This window comes from Xanthomonas sp. NCPPB 3959 (assembly GCF_056675575.1).
Genome location: NZ_JBWWVR010000010.1, coordinates 50,470 through 72,965, shown reverse-complemented (window position 1 = coordinate 72,965; position 22,496 = coordinate 50,470). Strand labels below are relative to the sequence as shown.

Below are 22,496 nucleotides of genomic sequence, written 5' to 3'. Positions count from 1 at the left end.
AGCATCAGCGCTGCGGCACGGCTCGTTGCGTGACGTTACATCCGGTCAGCGATACGGTTGCCGGGTGATCCAGGTGTGCGGGTAGATGGCGTTGCAGTGCCTGCGCACATCGATCGCGCCGAGTGCGCAGCGGGCATGATGCACCCGCCGCGCTGTAGCCGGATTACTTGACCGGTTCGGCCGGTTTGGGCTTGTCCGAAGGCGCAGCCGGTTGGGTTGGTTCGGCCGGCGTGGCCGGCTTGGCTTTCTCGGCCGGTTCTGCGGCCTTGGGCTTGTCACCGGTCGCCGGACGCGCTGCTGCCGGCTTGGGTTCGGCTGCTGTCTTGGCGGCCTTGGCCTTCTGTGCTGCCTGCGCCTTGGCTTTGAGCGCGGCTTGGGCCTTGGCGGCCGAGCCGGGCTGCTTGAGTTCGGCCAATGCGGCGGCGATCGGGCCATCGCCCGGCAGTACGTCGCCGGCGCTATAGCCCTCTTCGCCCTCGGCATCGCCACGTAGATGGCCGGGCAAGGTGGCTTCGCTGTAGTCGGTCAGGCTGGCCGGCAGGTCGGCGTCGCCCGGTTGCGGTTCCGGGGTGAGCAGCACTTCCGGCACGATGCCGCTGGCCTGGATCGACTTGCCGCTGGGCGTGTAATAGCGCGCGGTGGTGAGCTTGACCGAGTCGCCGTTATCCAGCGGTAGCACGGTCTGCACCGAGCCCTTGCCGAAGGTGCGGCTGCCGATGATGCGCGCGCGCTGGTTGTCGCGCAGCGCGCCGGCCAGCACCTCCGAGGCGCTGGCCGAGCCGGCGTCCACCAACACGATGACCGGCACGCCGCCGAGCAGGTCGCCCGGGGTGGCGTCGAACTTGGCATCGCTGATCGAAATACGTCCACGGGTGCTGACGATGTTGCCCTTGTCGAGCAGATCGTCGGCCACCTGCACTGCGGCCGTCAGCAGGCCGCCCGGATTGCTGCGCAGATCCAGCACCAGGCCGCGCAACTTGCCGCCGGCCTGCAGCTGCTTGAGGTTCTTCTGGAAATCGGCACCGGTGTCGGCCTGGAAGGTGCTGATGCGGATATAGCCGTAGCCCGGTTCCAGCAGCTTGCTGCGCACGCTGGCCACGCGGATGGTCTCGCGCTGCAGGGTGACGTCGAACGGCTTGGGCGTCTTGTCGCGCACGATGGTCAGCACGACCTTGCTGCCGGATTCGCCACGCAGCGGCTCCATCGCCTTGCTGGCGTCGATCGGCTTGCCGTCGATGGCCACAATCACATCGCCGGCGCGGATGCCGGCGCGCGCGGCCGGGGTGTCGTCGATCGGCGCGATCACCTTGAGCGTGTTGTCCTGCTGCTGCAGCAACTCCACGCCGATGCCGTCGTAGGCACCGGTGGCCTGTTCGTCGAAGGCCTCGGCGTCTTCCTTGTCGAAATAGGTGCTGTGCGGGTCCAGATCCGAGAGCAGGCCACGCACGGCGGCATGCATCAGCTTCTTGTCTTCGACCGGATCCACATACGCCTGCTTGACCGCGTTGTAGACCGCCACGAAACGGCGGATCTCTTCCAGCGGCACCTTGGACACGGCGGCTTCATTGGCTTCCGGATCGTCCGCAGTCGCCTGGGCGGCGGCGGTGCCGGCCTTCTGTGCCCAACCGGGCGACGCGAACAAGGCCAGCGACAGGGCAACGGACAGGACAGCTACGCGCATGAAGCACTCCGGAAGAGAGAAGACGCCCCACAACGTGGCGCCGCCTGGATTATGCGCGAAGCAGCGATAAATCCGCGTTGAATTGCCGTTGCCTGCTGCAACTGCGCAGATGCATGCGCGGTGGCGTCGCCGTGCGGTGCGCATCGTGCTGGCAATGACGCGGCCAGACGCGCTGCCGGGCATTGGCACACTACACCGGGAGCGCCCGCCCGATGGCTGCGCAAGCAGCTTGTCCCGGTTCCCTGAGTGGTCGCCTCAATGGTCGCTTCAACGCGATGCACGTCTGGTCACTGGGACGCGGCAGCGCGCGACTCACCGCACCTGCACTCAGCGCCGCTGCAACCAGCTCGACGGATCCACCGGCTGCCCATTGCGACGCAGTTCGAAGTACAACGCCGGCACGCCCTGCCCGCCCGAGCTGCCGACCTTGGCCACCGCCTCGCCGCGCTTGATCGAGGCGCCGGCATCGCGCAACAGCGTGTCGTTGTGCGCGTACAGGCTCATGTAGCCGTTGCCGTGGTCCACGATCAGGATCATGCCGTAGCCGGTCATCCAGTCGGAGAACACCACTGTGCCATCGGCCACGGCGCTGACGGTGCTGCCCTTGGGCGCGCCGATCAGCACGCCCTTGCTGGTGTGGCCATCCGGCAAGGTGGCGTTGAAGCGGGCCAGCAGGTTGCCCGACACCGGCCAGCTCAGCCCACCGACCTTGGGGGCCGGCGCGCTGGCGATGACCTTGGGCGGCGTCTTGCCCGGCCGGTCGGGGCGATCGGGACGATCGGTTTTAGCGCGCTTTGCCTGCGCGGCGGCCTCGGCTGCGGCGCGCTTGGCGGCCGCGCGGCGTTCGGCTTCGGCCTTGGCGGCGGCCGCGCGCAGATTGGCGAGCAACTGTTCCAGCGACTTGGCGTCCTGGCCCAGGGCTTTTTCGCGTTCGGCGCGCTGTTTGTAGCGGTCGTCCAGCTGGGCGACGGTGACCGCCTGCTGCGAGCGATCCTTCTGCAGCGAAGAGGCCTGCGCTTTTTGCTGCGCACGCGCGCTATCCAGTGCCTGGCGCCGGCTGGCGATGTCCTGTTCTACTTTCGCCAAGGCCTCCAGCTGCGTGGTCAGCGCCTGGATGCGCTGCGCGCGCGCGTTCTGCACGTAGCGATGGTCGGCCAGCCGGCGCGTGGCATCGCCCACCGTGTCTTGCGACAACAGCACCTTCAACGGCGCGTTGCGGCCGAGCTGATCGGCGGCGCGCAACAACCCGGCCAGCTGCGCGCGCTGGGTCTGCAGGCCACGCTGCAACTGCGCGCGATCCTGCTGCAGTTTGCTCAGATGCTGCTCCTGCTCGCGCATCGCCGATTCGGTTTCGCTCAATGCACGTGCGGTCTTGGCCACCTTTTCATCGGCCTGGCGCAGCTGCTGGGCGGCGGTGCCGCGCTTGCCCTCCAGTTCGCGCCGGTCGGCAGTGATGGTCTTCAATTCATCGCGCAACTGCTGCAGCTTGCGCTCGGCCTCGCGCTGGCTTTGCGCGCTTGCGCCGGCGCTGCCGAGCACTGTGCAAGCCAGCATGGCCGCCGCCAGCCACGCGCGTGAGCGGCCGGTGGCGGGGGCAAGCGGCAGGCGCGAGCGCGGTGCGGGCGAAGGGGGCAACGAACGGTCCAGTGACTTCAGGCAGGTGCGCGATTGTATCCAAGCATGGTGTGATCGCCGCCACGCCCCAGATAGCCGCCGCCGCGCGAGGTTCAGCATGAAGTCCCAGCATCTTCTCCTGATGGTGTCCCTGGTCTGCACGAGCGCCTGGGCCAACGAGGACATCAGCAAGGTCAACGGCCGCATCAGCGCCGAGGCCGGCCAATCCTATGGCGCCCTGGATACCGTCAACGGCTCCATCGAAATCGGTGCCGGTGCGCAAACCAAGAGCGTGGAAACCGTCAACGGCAGCATCCAGATCGGCGACCGCGCGCGCACCGGTGGCGTCTCCACCGTCAATGGCGCGATCACGCTGGGCCAGAAAGTGGTGGTGTCCGGCGGGCTGGAAACGGTCAACGGCAGCATTCTGGTGGAGCGCGGCAGCCAGATCAGCGGCGGCGTGGAAACCGTCAACGGCAGCATCGGTCTGGTGGAAACCGAGCTCGGCAAGGGCATCGAGACCGTCAATGGCGATATCACCGTGGGGGTGGGCTCGCATGTGCATGGCGGGATCGAGGTCACCAAGCCCAATTTCAGTCTTTCGTTCAAGCCGTCGCGCAAGCCGCGGGTGGTGATCGGCCCCAATGCGGTGGTGGATGGGCAGCTGCAGTTCGAGCGCGAGGTCAGCCTGTATGTGCATCGCACCGCCAGGATCGGCGCGGTTACCGGCGGCACTGCGCGCAGTTTCGACAGCGACGTGGCGCCCAAGGACTGACGCGCTCACCACAGTCAACGCCTAGAATCGGGGGACCTTCGCCGCACGAGGAGTCCCGATGCCCCGCAAGATCCTGTTGTGCCTGGCCGCGACGCTGGCCCTGGCCGGCTGCAAACGTGAGCCCGCCGACGCACCTGCCGCGCCCAGCGCGCAGACCCCGGCCGATACCGCACCCAGCGCACCGGTCAGCCGGCACGCGTTCTCACCAGAGATGACGACCGGCGACTTCGCCGAGTTGGTCAAGACACTGGCCTCGGACGACTTCGAAGGACGCGGCCCGGGCACAGCGGGCGAAGAGAAGACCGTTACCTATATCCGCGACCAGATGCAGCGCATCGGGCTGCAGCCGGGCAATGGCGATAGCTGGTTCCAGGACGTGCCGATGGTGGAAACCACCGCCGATGCAGCCACCGCACCCAGTCTGCGCAGCGGCGATCAGACCCGCGCACTGGCCTTCGGCACCGACATCGTGGTGGGCACGCGCACCGGCCAGGCCGAGGTCAAGCTGGACAACAGCGAGCTGGTGTTCGTCGGCTACGGCGTGGATGCGCCCGAGCAACAGTGGAACGATTACGCCGGCCAGGACTGGAAGGGCAAGACGGTGGTGATGTTCGTCAACGACCCCGGCTTCCACACCGGCGATGCCAAGCTGTTCGACGGCAAGCGCATGACGTACTACGGGCGTTGGACCTACAAGTTCGAAGAAGCCGCGCGCAAGGGCGCCGCCGCCGCGTTGATCGTGCACGACACGCCCGGCGCCAGCTACGGCTGGGATGTGGTGAAGAATTCCTGGGCCGGCCCGCAATACGACCTGCCGGCCAAGGACGACACCGACCCGCGCCTGCCGGTGCAGGGCTGGATCAGCGCCGAGACCGCCAAGCAGTTGTTCGCCAACGCCGGGCTGGACCTGGCGCAGGCCTACAAGGACGCCAGCAAGCGCGGCTTCAAGCCGGTGCCGTTGAAGGCCAACTGGTCGGTGGACCTGAAGAGCACCATCGCCGAAAAGACCTCACGCAATGTGGTCGGGGTGCTGCCGGGCAGCAGCCACGCCGATGAGGCGGTGCTGTACATGGCGCATTGGGATCATCTGGGCAAGCATCCGGGCGAGAGCGGCGACAACATCTACAACGGCGCGGTGGACAACGCGACCGGCGTGGCCGGCATTCTGGAAATCGCCGATGCCTTCGCGCATCAGGATCCCAAGCCGGCGCGCTCGGTGGTGTTTGTGGCGGTGACGCTGGAAGAATCCGGTTTGCTCGGGTCCAAGTATTATGTGGCCAACCCGAGTTTCCCGCTGGACAAGATCGCTGCGGTGATCAACCTGGATGCGATGTCGGTGGCCGGGCGCGCGCGCGATGTCACCGTGGTGGGCATGGGCAGCTCGGAGCTGGAAGACATTCTCAAGCCGATCGCCGCGATGCAGGGCCGCACGCTGCACGCCGAGGCGACGCCGCAGAGCGGCTCGTATTTCCGCTCGGATCATTTCAATTTCGCCAAGGCCGGTGTGCCGGCGCTGTACGCCGATGGCGGCGAAGACCTGCGCGAGGGCGGCACCGCTGCCGGACGTGCAGCCGCCGAAGACTATGGGCGCAATCGCTACCATGCCCCTGGCGATGAGTACGATGCAACCACGTGGAAACTCGATGGCACCCTCGAAGATCTGCAGGCCGTGTATGGCGTGGGCAAGGAAGTCGCCGCTGGCGAGCGTTGGCCCAACTGGTATGCCGGCAACCCGTTCAAGGCTGCGCGCGACCGCATGATGGTCGGCAAGCCGGGCGCGAGTGCAGTAGCGGATCCGCAGGCATCGAAATCTGCTGCGGATGGCAAACAGGCCGATGGCAAGCAGGTAACGCCGGCGCGTTGAGTACACCGAGTGCGTGCATTGCCTCAAGCACGCATGTGTGGAGTCGTGTTGCGATCGATCGAGTTGCGGCACTGCGGGTGACAACAAGGCCTGCGCGCAGCTTGCGGTCTCAATAAACAGGGCCTCCAGTTGGAGGCCCTGTTCAGTGCTGCAGTGCTGCCTGGCAAACATGCTCAAACACCACCACGCGATTGCGTCGGTGATGGATCAGTCGTTGTCCGCGCTGACCACGTGCCCATCTTCCGGATCGATGTGCAGGTCGACCTTCTGCCCGCCACGTTGCTCGGCGTCGGCCTTCCACAGACCGTCCTTGAACTTGAGGTCGTGCACATTGGAATAGCCGTTGGTCGACAACGCCGCGCGGATATCGGCCTCGCTCAACTTGGAGGTGGTCTGGTCGCCGTACACGCGCCCGGTCACCGGGTCGATACGCACATCCACATCCTTGCCATCGCCGCTGCGCGCATCGGCGGTCCACACTCCGTGCTCGAACTTGACGTCGTGCACCTTGGTGTAACCCTTGCTGGTGAGCATGCTGGTGATTTCGGCGGACGTCAGCGCCTTGGCCGGCTTATCGGCAGCGGCCTGCGCAAATGCGCCATGCGATGCCAGCGCGAGTGCGCCGATCAGCGCGGTCTTCATCAATCGATGTGCCATGAGACTGCTCCTGCAGTGAAGTGTGCCCATGCTGGACGCGCTGTCATCGCCATCGGGTGAAAAAACCGACGTCGAGGTGGTACGAGTTCAGGCAGCTGAAATGCTCGCACCGGTCTTCATTCGCCTTGCACGTGATGTTTACCTTCCGCAAGACGTGGCTGCAGTGGTAGCGCAAGGTCATCGATGACGCGATCGGGATGATTGCGCTGCGATACGCACCGGAGCCAGAACGATGCACAGCCCGGACGGACGCATAAAAATCGAGCCGCCTTGCGGCGGCTCGACCCGATTACATCAAGGTGTGACGCGTGTGATGCCCGCTGCCCACGGAGAAAGGATCGACATCTGCGGCCGGTCGGTGCCGTCCTTGTTCGGCTGTAAGGTATACGCGTAGGAGCCCCACCAAGCGCCTGCGGCCCACCACGTCCAGCCCAACCAGACATCGTCGTTTCTCTGCATATACTTGAGCATGCCATACAGCGCACTATTACAGGTCTTATTGCTGGCACTGCCGAATTCGCCAAGGAAACCGCGCTTGTGATTGGCGCGTAGCCACTCGGTGAAGCTGCGCAAACGATCGGCACCGATGCTGGAATTGACGCACACGTTGGTCGTGCCGCTGGAATCTGCGTCCAGATACTGATGCACCTCGAACGCGTAGTTGTTGAGGGGATCGTAGATGGACGCCAGCGCGGTGGCATTGGAATAGCCATCGCTTGTGAGCGAGGACCAACTGTGCGCACCGGTCCAGAGAACGCCTGGGACCAGGATCAAATTGTTTGCACCGTTGGCGCGGATGGCGTCGATCGCCGCCTGCGCGCTACCGGCCCATCCGCTGGCAGATACGCCATTGGGCTCGTTCATCAGGCCGAAGATCACGGCATTGTCGTTGCGGAACACCAGCGCAAGACGCCGCCATAAATCGGCGAACGTGGCGTTTTGCACCTCGCTGCTACCGATCTTGTAGCCGTTGTATTTGGCGTAGTTGTGGATGTCCAACACCAGATACATGCCCGATGCCTTGGCGCGTGCCACCGCCTGTTGCACCAATGCCAGTTGCGCCGGATCCAATTCGCCGCGCGCACTCGGTTGCAGGCGCTCCCACAGGATGGGAAGACGGATGGTATTCATGCCTACACCTGCGAAATAGGTGTAATCGCTGGTTGCCGGATACATATAGTCCTTGTTGAGGACTCCCGGCTTTTTGGAAGACGCGAATTCTGCGCCTGAGAGATTGACGCCGGCGTATTTCAGTACGCGCGTTCTTGCGTGGGCGAGCGGCAACGTGCCGATCAGGAGGAACAGCAGGGCGCAACGAACAAGGTTGCGAAGCGAGTGAGAAACGGCGGACATAAAGCAACTCCTTAGACGACGGGGAAGATGCGTCACAGCACCCTTTGTGCTTGCGATCTGCGCGAAATACGCCGCATCCGTCGTCTTTAATGCATCTGTCGTACCGAATTTCTGGTTGCATTAACTGCGAAGTAAATGTGTCGAATGGAGCGCAGTCACATATCGCACAGGTCACTTTTCGAATCAGCGCGTTATAACGTGGGCATGGAATATGCGGAAACGCAGGCTTTTCAAGCCGCGACAGATACATCGCTGTGTCGAAATACCATCGTATGGACGCGCTCGCTGTCAACGGTCCGGCGTCGGATCACTGACGTCACAATGCAGTAGCACGTGCAGCGAACGCATAAGCGTTTGCCGTCGTCGTCTATGTTTATCGCAGGCGTTTATTAACTAAGCGATGCGCTTTGCACGGCTTTGTGACTGACGCGCCGGGCAGGACCATCCGGATGCATGCATGCGAGCTTGGCAGCAAGCTGCTGGGGCAACCAGCGCCATAGCACCAGAGGATCACGCACCAACTGAAACACCGCCGTCCCCGGCGTCAGTCAGGTGGCGATAGCTTTTCAACTGCAATGAGGGTGTTGCACATGGATATCGAGTCCAAGCTATGTGACCGCACGTTGCGATGACGCACACAAAAGAGCCGCCTTGCGGCGGCTCGATCGGATCATGGCGAGATCACATCACATCACATCACATCAAGGGCTGAAGCGTGTCGCATGGGTCGCCTGTGGCGACAGGATCGACATCTGCGGCTTGTCGGTTCCGTCCTTGTTGGGATGTACGCTGTATTCGTAACTGATGTTCCACCATGAACCAGCGGCCCACCAGGTCCAGCCCAGCCAGACATCTGCATTGGTTTCCATATACCCGAGCATGCCCTGCAGCGCTGCATTGCAACCGGCGTTGTTGCCGGTGCCGAATTCGCCCAGGAAACCGCGTTTTTGATTGAGGCGCAACCACTCGGTGAAACTGCGTAGACGATCGGCGCCGACGGTGGCACTGACGCAGACATTGCTGGTGCCGCTGGAATCGGCATCCAGGTACTGATGCACTTCGAACGCGTAGTGGTTGAGTGGGTCGTAGATGGAGGTCAGCGCGGTGGCGTTGGAATACCCATCGCTGGTGGGCGAGTACCAACTATGCGCGCCGGTCCATAACACGCCGGGGACCAGAATCAAATTGTTTGCACCGGTGGCCCGAATGCTGTCGATGCCTGCCTGTGCAGCGGCAGCCCAGCCACCTGCCGATACCCCATTGGGCTCGTTCATCAGCCCGAAAATCACCGCGTTATCGTTTTTGAACACCAGCGCAAGACGGCGCCATAAATCACTGAAGGTCGCAATCGGCGCTTCAGGAGTGCCTATTTTATAACCGTAGTATTTGGCATAGTTATGGATATCCAGCACCAGATACATGCCCGATGCCTTGGCGCGAGCCACTGCCTGCTGCACCAATGCCAATTGCGCCGGATCCAGTTCGCCACGTGCGCTGGGTTGCAGACGCTCCCACAAAATGGGCAGGCGGATCGTATTCATGCCAACGCCGGCGAAATAGGTGTAATCGCTGGCAGGTGCGTACATGTAGTCTTTGTTGAGGACTCCCGGCTTTTTCGACGATGCAAACTCGGCACCGGAAAGATTGACTCCGGCGTAGGTGAGTGCGCGTGTCTGCGCATGAACCTGCGGCAAGACGCCAAGCAGGATGAGAAGCAGTGCACAGTGAACAACGCTGCGCAGCGAGCAGGAAACAGAAGACATAAAGCAACTCCTTGAACGACGGGGACGATGCGTCGCAGCCGGTTGCGTGCGATTTGCGCCAAGCGCGCTGCATCGGTAGGACTTAATGCACTGGTTGTGCCCGATCGCGCAGCACACTGAGCGTTAAGTAAATGTGCGAGCTCACTCCCAGTCACAATTCGCCGGGGTCACATTCCGCACCAGCACGCTGTAACGCGCGGCAGAAAAAAGCGGCCGCGCACGCTTCGGCACACGGTCAGCGCGGACGGTGTGCTGTCGAAAGAACGTCGTATGGATGCGTCTGCTGCCAACTGCATGACGCCGATTCATTGGCGCCGTGCACGGTTGCGCCTGCATGCTCAGCGCATGCGAGGCGTGGTTTGCAGACGAATGCGAGGTGTGCTGTTAGCGGGTGATACGCTGCGCGCGGGCGCTCAGGATCGTCATCTGTGGCTTGTCGCGTCCCTGCGCATCGGGCTGCACGTTGAATGGATAGGTCCGGTTCCACCATGCACCGGCCGCCCACCAGGTCCAGCCGATCCACACATCGCTGTTGGTCTCCATGTACCCCAACATGTTGTTGAGTGCGCTATTGCAGGTCGCGTTGTTGCCAGTGCCGAATTCGCCCAGAAATCCACGCTTGTGATTCAGGCGCAGCCACTGGGTAAAACTGCGCAAACGTTCGGCACCGACGGTGCTGCTGACGCAACCGGCGCTGGTACCGCTGGAGTCGGTATCCAGGTATTGATGCACTTCGATGGCGTAGCGATTGAGCGGGTCGCGAATGGATGCCAGTGCCACGGCATTGGATTGCCCGGCAACGGTGGAATACCAACTGTGCGCGCCGCTCCACAACGCACCGGGAACCAGAATCAGATTGTTGGCGCCGGTTTTGCGGATGGTGTCGATCGAGGCTTGTGCCGCGGTGGCCCAGGATTGCGGATTGATGTCGTAAGGCTCATTCATCAGCCCGAAGATCACCGCGTTGTCGTTCTTGAAGGCGATCGCCAGACGGCGCCACAAATCGGTAAAGGTGCTGATCGGCACGCGGCTGCTGCCGATCTTGTTGCCGTAATACTTGGCGTAGTTGTGCACATCCAGAATCAGATAGACCTTGGCGGCCTTTGCATTGGCGACGGCCTGGCGGATCAGTGCCAATTGCGCCGCATCCAGTTCACCGCCAGCCTTGGGTTGCAGGCGCTCCCACAGGATGGGTAGCCGAATGGTGTTCATGTGTTTGCCGGCGAAGTAGCGGTAATCGCTGGCGGCCGGATACAGGTAGTCGACGTTGAGCACGCCGGGTTTTTGCGAGGATTTGATTTCTGCGCCAGAGAGATTGACGCCGGCATACTTCAGGCGATTGCCGCTCTGTGCATGTGCAAGCGGCATGATGACAAGCAGCAGCAATGAGAACGCGCAGCTAAGCAGCCGGCGTGTCCGGGGGGGAGAGGGCAACATGGGTGACTCCTGAAGCATTCGCGGGGGGAGATGCATTGCACTGGCGTGGACCTGCCACGTGCATGACGACAATGCAACGCCTACACCCTAGGCGTATCCGTACATTCAAACTACGAATGCGAGATATCACTTAATTGGAGCTGTGAGCGACTTGGCACTTATTGCCAAACATACACGTGCTTTGATGTGGTAAAGCGCACATCGCGCATCGTCATCGCCGCACACAGGTCGCACTCTGCGCGGCAGCACTGCATCGACTGCTGCGCATTCGAGATGGAGTGACGTTGCAGGTTGTCTTGCGATTACAACACTGCACATCGATGCAGTGGCGTGCCTTGCATCAACGCAGATCGCAATTGCACGTATAAAACTCACCTGGTGCGCGAACGGGACGTCGGCACTTGCGATGTATTGCACGTGAGGTTTGTGTGCTGCGTTGTGATTGCGGCAACACTCCATCACTGCGGATCCTGCAAGACGCGTCGCGCGATTACGGGGCCACCGCGCATTTGCGCGTAGCGCTGTGCTGTCACCGCCCGCACACCCGATGCTTCGGCATAGCGCATGTCATATATGCATGACAAAAAAAACGGTGGCCGCAGCATCTTGCTGCGACCACCGCATTCGAACAGACCGGCGTGTGTTACTTGGTGGCGCGGCGTGCGTACTTGCTCAGGATCGAGATCTGCGGCTTGTCGCTGCCATCCTTGCCCGGCTGCACGGTGAAGAAGTACTCCGGCTTCCACCATGCACCGGCGGCCCACCAGGTCCAGCCCAGCCACACGTCACTGTTCTTTTCCATGTAGGTCAGCATGCCTTCCAGCGCCTGGTCGCAGACCGGATTGTTGGCAGTGCCGAATTCGCCCAGAAAGCCTTTCTGCTTGTTCTCGCGCAGCCATGCGGTGAAGCCGCGTAATTTCTCTTCGCCAACCGTGGCGCTGGTGCAGACCGGCTTGGTGCCGCTGTAGTCGCTGTCCAGATATTGATGCGCTTCGAAGGCCAGGTTGTTGCCCGGGTCCTTGACGATCTCCAGCGCCTTGGCATTGGAACCGCCATAGTTGGCGCTGCGCCAGCTGTGCGCGCCGCTGTAGGCGGTGCCCGGCACCAGGATCAGGTTCTTGGCGCCGGTCTTGCGGATCGCGTTGATTGCGCCTTGCGCCGCTGCAGCCCAGTCGGTTGCGGAAATCCCGTTGGGCTCATTCATCAGCCCGAAGATCACCGACGTGTCGTCCTTGAATTCCAGCGCCAGCCGGCGCCACAGATCTGCCACTGCGGCGGCGGGCACATCGCTGGTGCCGATGCGCTTGCCGTTGTACTTGGCGTAGTTGTGCACATCCAGGATCAGGTATTGCTTGTTGGCCTTGGCCGCCGCCACCGATTTCTTCAGTAGCGCCAATTGCGCCGGATCCAACTCGCCGCTGAGCTGTGGCTGCAGGCGTTCCCACAGGAACGGCAAGCGGATCGTATTCATGCCTTTGCCGGCGAAATAACTGAAATCCGACGCGGCCGGATAGGTGTAGTCCTTGTACAAGGTGCCCGGCTTCTTGCGCGAGTTGAACTCGGCGCCGGAGAGATTGACACCGACATATTTCAGGCCGGCAGATTCTTTTTTCGCAGCGGCGGGCTCTTTTGCCTGCGCCAACGGCATTGCGGCGAGCAAGGTCAGTGCGAGTGCGGCACTGCGTAACGAGGGGAAATGTGCGGGAGAGCGAAACATGAAGCCTCCTTCGGCATCGACGTGAGTGGCCGCAGGGGGAGGGCACGGCCAGCAGGGATGGTGCAGGGCAGGGTGGTGGTTGGTCAGCGTAGAAGCTTTGGCGTTAGTGCGCCATTCACGCCTACTGCAGCGATTTGATCGCGCAAACGCCTGCAAGGCGCACCACGCCGCTGCGGTGGCGTTCGCAGCCCGACAGGCAAGACGCACTGTCGCAGGAGTGCGACAGGCGCCTGTTTTAAGCTAGAGGCTGCTTACTTTTGTCTCCTGCACCATCGCGGGGGACGTGACGCCCGGAGCCCCCTCATGAGCAAAGCTCACGCTTACGCCGCCCAGACCGCCGATCAACCGCTTGCACCGTTCGTGTTCGAACGGCGCGCACCCGGCCCCGACGATGTACAGATCGAGATCGCCTATTGCGGCGTGTGTCACTCCGATCTGCATACCGCACGCAACGAATGGCACAACACCCTGTATCCGTCGGTGCCCGGCCACGAGATCGTCGGCCGTGTGACGGCGGTTGGCGATGCGGTCACCGGCTTCAAGGTCGGCGACCTGGCCGGTGTCGGCTGCATGGTCGACAGCTGTCGCAGCTGCGCGTCCTGCCAGGAAGGCGAAGAACAGTATTGCGAGCAGGGCTTTACCGGCACCTATAACGGGCCGATGTTTGGCGGCGAGAACACTTACGGCGGTTACTCGGACCACATCGTGGTCGATCAGAAATACGTGCTGCGCATCTCGCACAGCGACAACCTGGCCGCCGTGGCGCCGCTGCTGTGCGCCGGCATCACCACCTATTCTCCGCTGGCGCATTGGAAGGTCGGTCCCGGCCAGAAGGTGGGTGTGGTGGGCCTGGGTGGCCTGGGCCACATGGCAGTGAAGATCGCCAAGGCGATGGGCGCCACTGTGGTGTTGTTCACCACCTCCGAGAGCAAGCGCGCCGATGCGTTGCGTCTGGGTGCCAGCGAAGTGGTGATCTCCAAGGACGAGGCGCAGATGGCCGCGCAAGCCAACACACTGGACTTCATCCTCAACACCGTGGCCGCGCCGCACAACCTGGACCCGTTCCTGGCTGCGCTCAAGCGCGACGGGGCGATGGTGCTGGTGGGTGTGCCCGAGCATTCGCACCCTTCGCCGAGCGTGTTCAATCTGATCATGAAGCGCCGCACGCTGGCCGGTTCGTTGATCGGCGGCATCCGCCAGACCCAGGAGATGCTGGATTTCTGCGCCAAGCACAACATCGTCTCGGACATCGAAACGATTCGCGCCGACCAGATCAACGAGGCCTACGAGCGCATGCTCAAGAGTGACGTGAAGTATCGCTTCGTGATCGATATGGCCACGCTGGACAAGGCTGCCTGATCGCCCAGCGCGCCCGGCAATCGATGCAGCCCTGCAACAGGGCTGCACATCAGGTGCCTGCGCGAACGACTGCAGCGTGGACGCGGCAGTGACCGCGTCCACGCTGCTGCCGGATGATACCGGCCACCGGCTGCAGGCATCGCCGGACCGCGATTCGATCAACCAGGTCAGGCGCCCTGCGCAGCGGCCACTCTGCCGTCCTGCGCCGGATAGGGCGACACCAGCGGCGTCGCGGGGCGTGCCAGCATGGGTGCGGAGAACAGCAGGTTCAGCGCGGGCAGGCGTCCCGGTGTGCGCAGCAGGCACAGCAGGGTGGGCGCCAGCACGCCGGTGCCCAACAAGGCGAAGAACAGCAGCGATCCATCGTGGATCCAGCGCGGCAGCAGATAGGCCAGCACGATGAACGGCGGGAAGTGGGTCAGATAGAACACCACCGAGTTGCGGCCCACATAGCGGATCGCCTGCGCGGCCGGTTGCTGGTTTGCCCAGATTGCTGCAGCGATCACCAGCGGCAGCGCGATCACCACCAGCGGCAGGTAGCCGATCCAGATACCGTGCAACGCGGTGAGATTGGCGATCAGCACGATGGCGCACAGGCTCAGGCACGACAGTGGCCAGATCCAGCGCGGAGCCTGCTGTAGCAGTGCCGGCACGCGACCGGCCAGCAGCGTGCCGATGTAGAAGAACGCGAAGTAATAGAACGGGTCGGCCCCCTGGCGCAGCAATGGACCCAGGCACACCGAACCGAGCAGGGTGGCAGCCAGCACCAATGGGGCCGGCAGCCGACGCAGCAGTGGGATCACTGCAAGAAACACGAACAGGTAGAACAGAAACCAGGTCAGTGCCACGTTGCCGACCGCGATCCTGCCCAGGTCCAGCCAGGCAATGGGTTCGGACTTGGCCAGCACCGAGCCTGCCTCGCGCAACCCGAAGATCAGCAGCGACCAGATCAGATAGGGATACAACACGTGCCGCAGCTTGCCGCTGAAGTAGGTCGCGATCCCCTTGTCCAACCCACGCGCCACGAACAAGCCCGAGAGCAGGAACATCAGCTGCATGCGCAATGGGGCCAGCGAGCGGTTGATACGCTCGATCGACAGCATCAGCGTGCTGCTTTCTCCGGCTGCCCCGCTGCGTAGCTCGGGATAGGCATCGAAAGCGAAGCCATAGGCGTGCAGGACGATCACCATCAGTACGCTGGCACCGCGCAGCCAGTCCACCCAATCATCGCGTTTATGGTTGCCGGTAATGGTTTGGTACGTCATGAGGTTGCTCCTTTGGTGGGGCCCACGGCTTTGCCGCCGCGGTGTGCGACGACACGAATCAGGTCTGGATTCCACGGCGGTGTTGTCCACGCGTGGGAGGAGGCGGATACCGTCGTTGCCGAGGACATCCGGGTAAGCGCAGAGCGTTCCGCGTGTCAGTGAGGGTGGCTGGGCTGCGTGATGCGGGGACGGCTTATATGTGACTTAGATCACACTTGTTTGGCGCGTGCAATCGTCGAGGCTGCAGATAGATGCAGGCCTGTGTGTGCGCTGATGGCAAGGTCATGCGTGGGTGCGGGCGCCTTGCACAGTCGATGGCCGCTTGAGTCTGCAGTTGCCGAGATGCGGTGGAGCGCGTGCTCAGCGGCAGGCGGCGTTGCGGTGTTGCGTTGTGGGCCTACGTGCGCTGGCAGCGTCAGCCTGATCGGCGGCAGGACAAATCACCGCACGCAGCAGCAAACGCTGTACGAGCGTTGTGAGCGAAGTGCCGATCGCGAAAGACAGGGGATTGTTCGTGGAGCGTTCCGGGTCGGGCGAGACGCGACCTTGCGGAATGCGATGCCCGTTGCGTGTCGCCGTGGATGCATTGCATCGCGGTGCGTCGCGGGCGTAGCCGCTCACGCAGCGTGCGGGTTGCCCGCACGCGAGCCTGCACGCGAGCCCGCACCAATGGTGGGCGCATCGCCCACCGCTGGCAATCACTCAGGCCGCAGCGGGTTCCTTGACCTGCGCCTTGACGCCAAGCAGCTGCACGATGCTGCCAGCCGCATCGCGGCCTTCGGCCACGGCGGTCACCACCAGGTCGGCACCGCGCACGCAGTCGCCACCGGCGAACAGGCGTGGGTTGCTGGTCTGGTAGGGCAGGCGGCCGTTGTCGTCGGCAGGGGCGACGATGCGGCCGTTGCTGCCGGCTTCCACGCCTTGCGAGGCCAGCCAGTCCGGTACGGTCGGCGAGAAGCCGAAGGCGATGATCACCACGTCCGCTTCCAGCAGCGATTCGCTGCCTTCCACCGGTACTGCGTTGCGACGGCCGCTGGCATCGGGCTCACCGAGCCTGGTCTCCACCACGGTGACGCCAATGGCTTCGTCGTCGGCGCCGGATTCGATCGACAGCGGCTGACGGTTGAACAAAAAGCGCACGCCTTCTTCGCGCGCGTTGGCCACTTCGCGCGCCGAGCCCGGCATGCTGGCCTCGTCGCGGCGGTAGGCGCAGGTGACCTTGGCCGCACCCAGGCGGATGGCGCTGCGCACGCAGTCCATTCCGGTATCGCCGCCGCCCAGCACCACCACGCGCTTGCCGTTGAGATCGGGCAGCGCCATCTGGTCTTCCCAGCCAGCGATCGGCCGGCCGTGCGGGTCGTTGCCGCTGACGATGCGGCTGTTCTGCACCAGGAACGGCAGCGCCGGCAGCACGTTCTTCAGATCCTGGCCGGGCAGGCCGCCATCGGTGTAGCGGTAGGCACCGGTGCCCAGGAACACCGCGTCGAATTCGCCCAGCAACTGCTCGATGCTGACGTCGCGGCCGACTTCCACGCCCAGGCGGAACTGCACGCCCATGCCTTCGAGGATTTCGCGGCGTTTGCCGATCACCGACTTGTCTAGCTTGAAGCTGGGAATGCCGAACTGCAGCAGCCCGCCGATCTGCTCGTAGCGGTCGTAGACCACCGCTTCGATGCCGGCGCGCACCAGCCGGTCCGCACACGACAGGCCGGCCGGGCCGGCGCCGATCACCGCCACCCGCCAGCCGGTTGGCTGCACGTTGCCCAGGTCAGGGCGCCAGCCCATCTTGAAGGCGGTATCGACGATGTATTTTTCCACCGCACCGATGGTGACCGCGCCGAATTCCTCCAGCGTGCAGCTGCCTTCGCACAGGCGGTCCTGCGGACACACCCGCCCGCACACTTCCGGCAGCGGGTTGGTGGAATGGCACAGCGCGGCGGCTTCCTCGATGCGGTTTTCCTGCACCAGCTGCAGCCACTGCGGGATCGCGTTGTGCACCGGGCATTTCCAGCTGCAATACGGATTACCGCAGTCCAGGCAACGGCCGGACTGATACTGCGCATCGGCCTTGTCGAACTTGCCGTACAGCTCGCCCCAGTCGCCGGACGTACGCAGCTCCACCGGAATGCGCGTGGGCATGGTCCGGGGCAGGTCGAGGAATTGGAAGGCTTGCTTGCGGCTCATAGGGGCTGGGATTCGGGAGTTGGGATTGGGGATTCGCAACAGCGGGCGACGGGGTCTGACCCAGTGCGAATCTCGAACAAACAATCACGACGCTGGAGGACGAGATCAGGGATTGGAGTGTCGGGGCTCGCCACGATGGGCGACCGAACCAGGGCGCGAACCGATCCCCAATCCCGACTCCCCAATCCCCAATCCCCAATCCCGTCACTCAGGCGGCACGCCTGAGTGACTCTGTCAGCGACTCGATGCTGGCGGCCTTGGGTTTGACCAGCCAGAACTTGCCGATGTAGTCGCGGAACTCGTCCAGGATCTGCTGCGCCCAGATGCTGCCGGTCAGCTCGCGGTGGCGGCTGATCAGGGTGTGCAGGTGCTGGCGATGATTCTCGAAGCCTTCGGCAGAGACGCGGTGGATGTCGATCAGCTCGTGGTTGTAGCGGTCCACGAAGTCGCGTTCGATATCCAGCACGTAGGCCAGGCCACCGGTGAAGCCGGCGCCGAAGTTCAGGCCGACTTTGCCCAGCACCAGCACCACGCCGTCGGTCATGTATTCGCAGCAGTGGTCGCCTGCGCCTTCCACCACCGCCAGTGCGCCGGAATTGCGCACCGCAAAGCGTTCGCCCGCGCGGCCGGCCGCGAACAGCTCGCCACCGGTGGCGCCGTACAGGCAGGTGTTGCCCACGATCGGCGTGCTGCGCGCCTCGAAGCGCGCACCACGCGGCGGACGCACCACCAGCCGGCCGCCGGCCATGCCCTTGCCAACGTAGTCGTTGGCTTCGCCTTCCAGCTCCAATTGCAGACCACCGGCGTTGAACGCGCCGAAGCTCTGCCCGGCGGTGCCGCGGAAGCGCAGGTTCAACGGCGCATCGCTCATGCCGTGGTTGCCGTGCGCGCGCGCGATGGCACCGGACAGGCGCGCGCCGATCGAGCGGTCGGTGTTGTGGATCAAAAAGCGATGGTCGCCGCCGGTCTTGTTGGCGATCGCATTGGCCAGCAGGCCATCCATCTGCGTGGCCAGGCTGTCCGGCGACTCGTACAGGCGCTGGGCCGCGCAATGGCTGCCGTCGTACTGCGCATGCGTGAGCAGGCGCGAGAGATCGACCTTGACCCCGGCACGTGGCGAGACCTCCAGCTGTTCGAGCAGGTCGGTGCGGCCGACGATCTCGTCCAGCGAGCGCACGCCCAGGTACGACAGCCACTGGCGCACTTCTTCGGCCAGCAGGCGGAAGAAATGCTCCACGCGCTCCGGCAAGCCGGTGAAGTAGTTCGCACGCAGGCGCTCGTCCTGGGTGGCCACGCCGGTGGCGCAGTTGTTGAGGTGGCAGATGCGCAGGTACTTGCAGCCCAGCACGATCATCGGCGCGGTGCCGAAGCCGAAGCTGTCGGCGCCCAGCAGCGCGGCCTTGACCACGTCCAGGCCGGTCTTCAGGCCGCCATCGGTCTGCAGGATGGTGCGGTCGCGCAGGTCGTTGGCCACCAGGGCCTGATGCGATTCGGCCACGCCCAGTTCCCACGGCACGCCGGCGTAACGGATCGAGCTGATCGGGCTGGCGCCGGTACCGCCGTCGTGGCCAGACACGGTGATCAGATCGGCGCCGGCCTTGACCACGCCGGCGGCAATGGTGCCGACGCCGGCATGCGCGACCAGCTTCACCGACACCAGTGCAGTGGGGTTGACCTGCTTGAGGTCGTAGATCAGCTGGGCCAGATCTTCGATCGAATAGATATCGTGATGCGGCGGCGGGCTGATCAGGCCGATGCCGGGCTTGGCGTAACGCAGCCGGGCGATCAGTTCGTTGACCTTGTGGCCGGGCAGCTGGCCGCCTTCGCCGGGCTTGGCGCCCTGGGCGACCTTGATCTGCAGCACCTCGGCATTCACCAGGTACTCCGGGGTCACGCCGAAGCGGCCGGAGGCCACCTGCTTGATCTTGGAGCGCTTCTCGGTGCCGTAGCGGGCCGGGTCTTCGCCGCCTTCGCCGGAATTGCTGCGCCCGCCCAGGCGGTTCATCGCAATGGCCAGCGCTTCGTGCGCCTCGGGCGACAACGCGCCCAGGCTGATCGCGGCGGTGTCGAAGCGACGCAGCACATCGGCCGCCGGGGCGACCTCGTCCAGCGGGGTCGGGGTCTCGGCACGCTTGAGCTGGACCAGGTCGCGCAGCGTGGAGGCCGGGCGCGAATGCACCGCATCCACGTATTTCTGCCAATCGCCGGCATCGCCGGTGCGGGTGGCGCGCTGCAGCGTCATGACCACGTCGGGGTTGTACATGTGGTACTCGCCGCCGTGCACATACTTGAGCAGGCCGCCGACTTCCGGCTTGAGCTGGTCGTTCCAGGCGCGCGCGGTGAGCTCGCGCGCCTCGGTGTCCAGCCGCGCCAGATTGACGCCGCCGATGCGGGCAGGCGTCTCGGCAAAGCACAGTTCCACCACGTCCGGGTCCAGCCCCACGATCTCGAACAACTGCGCGCCGCGATAACTGGCGATGGTGCAGATGCCCATCTTGGAGATGATCTTGGACAGGCCCTTGTAGATGCCCTTGCGATAGCGGCGCCCGATCTGCGACTGCTCGCCGCCCTTGCTCAGCTGCAGGATGCCGCGCCGGCCCAGGTCGAACAGCGTCTGGTAAGCCAGATACGGATACACCGCAGTGGCGCCGAAGCCGAGCAGGCAGGCCATGTGGTGCGGGTCGCGCGCGGTGCCGGTTTCGATGATCAGGTTGGCGTCGCAGCGCAGGCCCACCTTGCACAGGTGGTGATGCACCGCGCCGGTGGCCAGCAGCGCATGCGCCATCGGCCGGTCCGGGACCGGGTAGCGATCGGACAGCAGCAACATCACCGCACCGGCGCGCGCGGCGGCTTCGGCTTCCTGGCAGATGCGTTCCAGCCCGGCCTTGAGGCCTTCTTCCACGCTATAGGACAGGTCGATCAGGCGATTGCGCTCGACGTACTGCTCCATCTTCAGCAGCTGGCGCAGCTTGCGCTGGCTGAGCACCGGCGAGTTGAGGATGACGTGGTTCACCGTCTCCGCGCCGGCGTGGAAGATGTTGGTCTCCTTGCCGAGCTGGGTGGTGAGCGACATCGCGATGCCTTCGCGCAGCGGGTCGATCGGCGGGTTGGTGACCTGCGCGAAGGCCTGGCGGAAGTAGTCGTACAGCGGCCGGGTCTGGCGGCTGAGCACCGCCATCGGGGTGTCGTCGCCCATCGAGCCGGTGGCTTCCTGCTCGGTCTCGGCCAGCGGGCGCAGGATCTGCTCCACTTCCTCGGTGCTGAGCTGGAACAGCTTGTGGTAGCTGCGCAGGGTCTGCTCGCTGAAGGGTTCTTCCACCAGCGAGGGGTCGATCAACTCGGTCTGCAGATAGGTCACGCCCTGCTGCAGCCATTGCTTGTACGGCGCGCGCGCACGGTTGATGCGGTCGATGGCATCCGAATCGAGCAGGTCGCCGCGCTTCAAATCGATCGCCATCATCTCGCCCGGGCCCAGCTTGCCCTTGCGGGTGATGCGCTCGGCCGGCAGTTCCCACACACCGGCCTCAGAGGCGACCAGGAAATGACGGTCGGAGGTCAGCATCCAGCGGGCGGGGCGCAGCCCGTTGCGATCGAGCATGCACGCCGCATAGCGGCTGTCGCAGGCCACGATGCCGGCCGGGCCGTCCCACGGCTCGGTGTTCAAACCGTAGAACTCGTAGAACGCGGCCAGGTCGGCGTCCTTGAATTCCAGCGACTGGGTCGCCGGCGGCACCAGGATGCGCAACGCCTGCAGCAGGTCCATGCCACCGGCGACCAGCAGCTCGAGCATGTTGTCCAGGCTCTGCGAATCGGAGCCGTGCATTGAGATCACCGGGTCGAACTCGGCGATATCGAAGCGCGGGGTCTGCCACACCTTGCTGCGCGCCTGCGCCCAGCGGCGGTTGCCCTCGATGGTGTTGATTTCGCCGTTATGCGCGAGCAGCCGGAACGGGTGCGCCAGCGGCCAGCGCGGCAGCGTGTTGGTCGAAAACCGCTGGTGAAAGACAATCGCGCTGGACGACAGATCGCTGCGCTGCAGGTCCGGATAGAACGTGCTCAGCTTGTCCGGCAGCACCATGCCCTTGTAGCTGATGCCATTGGGCGACAAGGTGGTGACGTAGAAGTTGTCCACCTCGCGCAGCGCCTGCTCGGCGCGCCGGCGCGCCAGGAACAGCGCCAGGGTGAAGCCGTCTTCGGTCTGCTCCGCGCCTGCATCGACGAATAACTGCTCGATACGCGGCAAGGTGTCGCGCGCCAGTTGCCCGCACACGCTGTCGTCGGTGGGCACCACGCGCCAACCGCGAAAGTGCACGCCGGCGGTGTGCAACTGGGTTTCCAGTTCGGCACGACATCGCGCGGCATCGCTCTCGTCCAGCGGCAGGAACACCACACCGGCCGCGTAACGCGTGCCCAGCGGAATGCCGGCGTCGCGCGCCAGCCCGCGCAGGAACGCATCGGGTTTGCGGATCAGCAAGCCGCAGCCATCGCCGGTGAGCCCGTCGGCGGCCACACCGCCACGGTGGGTCATGCGCGAGAGCGCCGCAATCGCGGTGTCCACCAGCGAACGGGAAGGTTGGTCGTCCAACTGGGCGACCATGCCAAAACCACAGGCGTCGCGTTCGTCGCGCGCGCTGTTGTAGAGACCGTAGTCGTTGAGCCCTTGGCGAGTGCGGGGGGCCATGTCTGCCTCTTTGCGATCTGGGAGAGCGGCGACGACGTTGCAGCGCTCGATCCGTGGAGCGTTTCGAAGAGGTCACCGGATGATCGACTAGACCACAGTTGATGCGGTGCCGCAATACACCGTTACAGCTGCAACGAGGGCGGCCG

Annotated in this window: 14 protein-coding genes; 4 read left to right on the top strand and 10 right to left on the bottom strand. The window is 64.1% G+C overall.

The genetic code is table 11. From position 1 onward, the window contains the following. Positions 1-163: 163 nt before the first annotated feature. Complete coding sequence (locus tag AC1KVG_RS13140; RefSeq protein ID WP_481094686.1) at positions 164-1,681, bottom strand: S41 family peptidase; 1,518 nt, start codon at positions 1,679-1,681, stop codon at positions 164-166. A 327-nt stretch (positions 1,682-2,008) separates the two neighbouring features. Next, positions 2,009-3,316, bottom strand: a complete 1,308-nt coding sequence (locus AC1KVG_RS13135) for a murein hydrolase activator EnvC family protein (protein ID WP_255086478.1) — start codon at positions 3,314-3,316, stop codon at positions 2,009-2,011. Between the two features lie 97 nt (positions 3,317-3,413). On the opposite strand from AC1KVG_RS13135, the gene AC1KVG_RS13130 reads away from it, so the two are divergent. After that, a complete protein-coding gene (locus AC1KVG_RS13130; protein WP_481094685.1) occupies positions 3,414-4,070 on the top strand; it encodes a DUF4097 family beta strand repeat-containing protein in 657 nt (218 codons plus the stop codon). A gap of 58 nt (positions 4,071-4,128) precedes the next feature. Beyond that, positions 4,129-5,934, top strand: coding sequence for a M28 family metallopeptidase (locus AC1KVG_RS13125; protein WP_481094684.1), 1,806 nt, complete (start codon positions 4,129-4,131; stop codon positions 5,932-5,934). Positions 5,935-6,141: 207 nt separating this feature from the next. Here the strand turns inward: AC1KVG_RS13125 and AC1KVG_RS13120 are convergent, their stop codons facing one another. Further along, on the bottom strand, positions 6,142-6,591 hold the full coding sequence (locus AC1KVG_RS13120; RefSeq protein ID WP_023901948.1) for a PepSY domain-containing protein: 450 nt from the start codon (positions 6,589-6,591) through the stop codon (positions 6,142-6,144). 28 nt (positions 6,592-6,619) lie between these two features. Between AC1KVG_RS13120 and AC1KVG_RS13115 the strand changes: the two genes are divergently transcribed. Continuing rightward, positions 6,620-6,778, top strand: coding sequence for a hypothetical protein (locus tag AC1KVG_RS13115; RefSeq protein ID WP_481094683.1), 159 nt, complete (start codon positions 6,620-6,622; stop codon positions 6,776-6,778). A gap of 107 nt (positions 6,779-6,885) precedes the next feature. Here AC1KVG_RS13115 and AC1KVG_RS13110 read toward each other — a convergent pair whose 3' ends face one another. From AC1KVG_RS13110 to AC1KVG_RS13095, 4 genes are all read right to left on the bottom strand, one after another. After that, the gene (locus AC1KVG_RS13110) at positions 6,886-7,944 is read right to left on the bottom strand and encodes a glycoside hydrolase family 5 protein (RefSeq protein WP_481094682.1); all 1,059 of its coding nucleotides are present in this window, start codon (positions 7,942-7,944) and stop codon (positions 6,886-6,888) included. 701 nt (positions 7,945-8,645) lie between these two features. Further along, the gene (locus AC1KVG_RS13105) at positions 8,646-9,707 is read right to left on the bottom strand and encodes a glycoside hydrolase family 5 protein (RefSeq protein ID WP_481094681.1); all 1,062 of its coding nucleotides are present in this window, start codon (positions 9,705-9,707) and stop codon (positions 8,646-8,648) included. Between the two features lie 384 nt (positions 9,708-10,091). Beyond that, positions 10,092-11,087, bottom strand: coding sequence for a glycoside hydrolase family 5 protein (locus AC1KVG_RS13100; protein ID WP_481094765.1), 996 nt, complete (start codon positions 11,085-11,087; stop codon positions 10,092-10,094). 700 nt (positions 11,088-11,787) lie between these two features. Further along, on the bottom strand, positions 11,788-12,861 hold the full coding sequence (locus AC1KVG_RS13095) for a glycoside hydrolase family 5 protein (protein ID WP_168959261.1): 1,074 nt from the start codon (positions 12,859-12,861) through the stop codon (positions 11,788-11,790). Positions 12,862-13,164: 303 nt separating this feature from the next. On the opposite strand from AC1KVG_RS13095, the gene AC1KVG_RS13090 reads away from it, so the two are divergent. Next, positions 13,165-14,220, top strand: coding sequence for an NAD(P)-dependent alcohol dehydrogenase (locus AC1KVG_RS13090; RefSeq protein ID WP_481094680.1), 1,056 nt, complete (start codon positions 13,165-13,167; stop codon positions 14,218-14,220). Positions 14,221-14,387: 167 nt separating this feature from the next. On the opposite strand, the gene AC1KVG_RS13085 is transcribed toward AC1KVG_RS13090, so the two are convergent. The 3 genes from AC1KVG_RS13085 to gltB all read right to left on the bottom strand — a co-directional run bounded on the left by AC1KVG_RS13085 (position 14,388) and on the right by gltB (position 22,350). Then, complete coding sequence (locus AC1KVG_RS13085) at positions 14,388-15,485, bottom strand: acyltransferase family protein (RefSeq protein WP_481094679.1); 1,098 nt, start codon at positions 15,483-15,485, stop codon at positions 14,388-14,390. Between the two features lie 702 nt (positions 15,486-16,187). After that, the gene (locus AC1KVG_RS13080) at positions 16,188-17,669 is read right to left on the bottom strand and encodes an FAD-dependent oxidoreductase (RefSeq protein ID WP_006452227.1); all 1,482 of its coding nucleotides are present in this window, start codon (positions 17,667-17,669) and stop codon (positions 16,188-16,190) included. Between the two features lie 208 nt (positions 17,670-17,877). Then, positions 17,878-22,350, bottom strand: coding sequence for a glutamate synthase large subunit (gene gltB, locus AC1KVG_RS13075; protein ID WP_481094678.1), 4,473 nt, complete (start codon positions 22,348-22,350; stop codon positions 17,878-17,880). Between the last annotated feature and the right edge of the window lie 146 nt (positions 22,351-22,496).

What these genes read in the sequence shown, in the direction of transcription:
- AC1KVG_RS13120 (WP_023901948.1), bottom strand. Translation starts at nt 6,591, where the DNA reads ATGGCACATCGATTGATGAAGACCGCGCTGATCGGCGCACTCGCGCTG.
- AC1KVG_RS13090 (WP_481094680.1), top strand. Translation starts at nt 13,165, where the DNA reads ATGAGCAAAGCTCACGCTTACGCCGCCCAGACCGCCGATCAACCGCTT.
- AC1KVG_RS13095 (WP_168959261.1), bottom strand. Translation starts at nt 12,861, where the DNA reads ATGTTTCGCTCTCCCGCACATTTCCCCTCGTTACGCAGTGCCGCACTC.
- AC1KVG_RS13115 (WP_481094683.1), top strand. Translation starts at nt 6,620, where the DNA reads ATGCTGGACGCGCTGTCATCGCCATCGGGTGAAAAAACCGACGTCGAG.
- gltB (WP_481094678.1), bottom strand. Translation starts at nt 22,350, where the DNA reads ATGGCCCCCCGCACTCGCCAAGGGCTCAACGACTACGGTCTCTACAAC.
- AC1KVG_RS13140 (WP_481094686.1), bottom strand. Translation starts at nt 1,681, where the DNA reads ATGCGCGTAGCTGTCCTGTCCGTTGCCCTGTCGCTGGCCTTGTTCGCG.
- AC1KVG_RS13110 (WP_481094682.1), bottom strand. Translation starts at nt 7,944, where the DNA reads ATGTCCGCCGTTTCTCACTCGCTTCGCAACCTTGTTCGTTGCGCCCTG.
- AC1KVG_RS13130 (WP_481094685.1), top strand. Translation starts at nt 3,414, where the DNA reads ATGAAGTCCCAGCATCTTCTCCTGATGGTGTCCCTGGTCTGCACGAGC.
- AC1KVG_RS13085 (WP_481094679.1), bottom strand. Translation starts at nt 15,485, where the DNA reads ATGACGTACCAAACCATTACCGGCAACCATAAACGCGATGATTGGGTG.
- AC1KVG_RS13105 (WP_481094681.1), bottom strand. Translation starts at nt 9,707, where the DNA reads ATGTCTTCTGTTTCCTGCTCGCTGCGCAGCGTTGTTCACTGTGCACTG.
- AC1KVG_RS13080 (WP_006452227.1), bottom strand. Translation starts at nt 17,669, where the DNA reads ATGAGCCGCAAGCAAGCCTTCCAATTCCTCGACCTGCCCCGGACCATG.
- AC1KVG_RS13125 (WP_481094684.1), top strand. Translation starts at nt 4,129, where the DNA reads ATGCCCCGCAAGATCCTGTTGTGCCTGGCCGCGACGCTGGCCCTGGCC.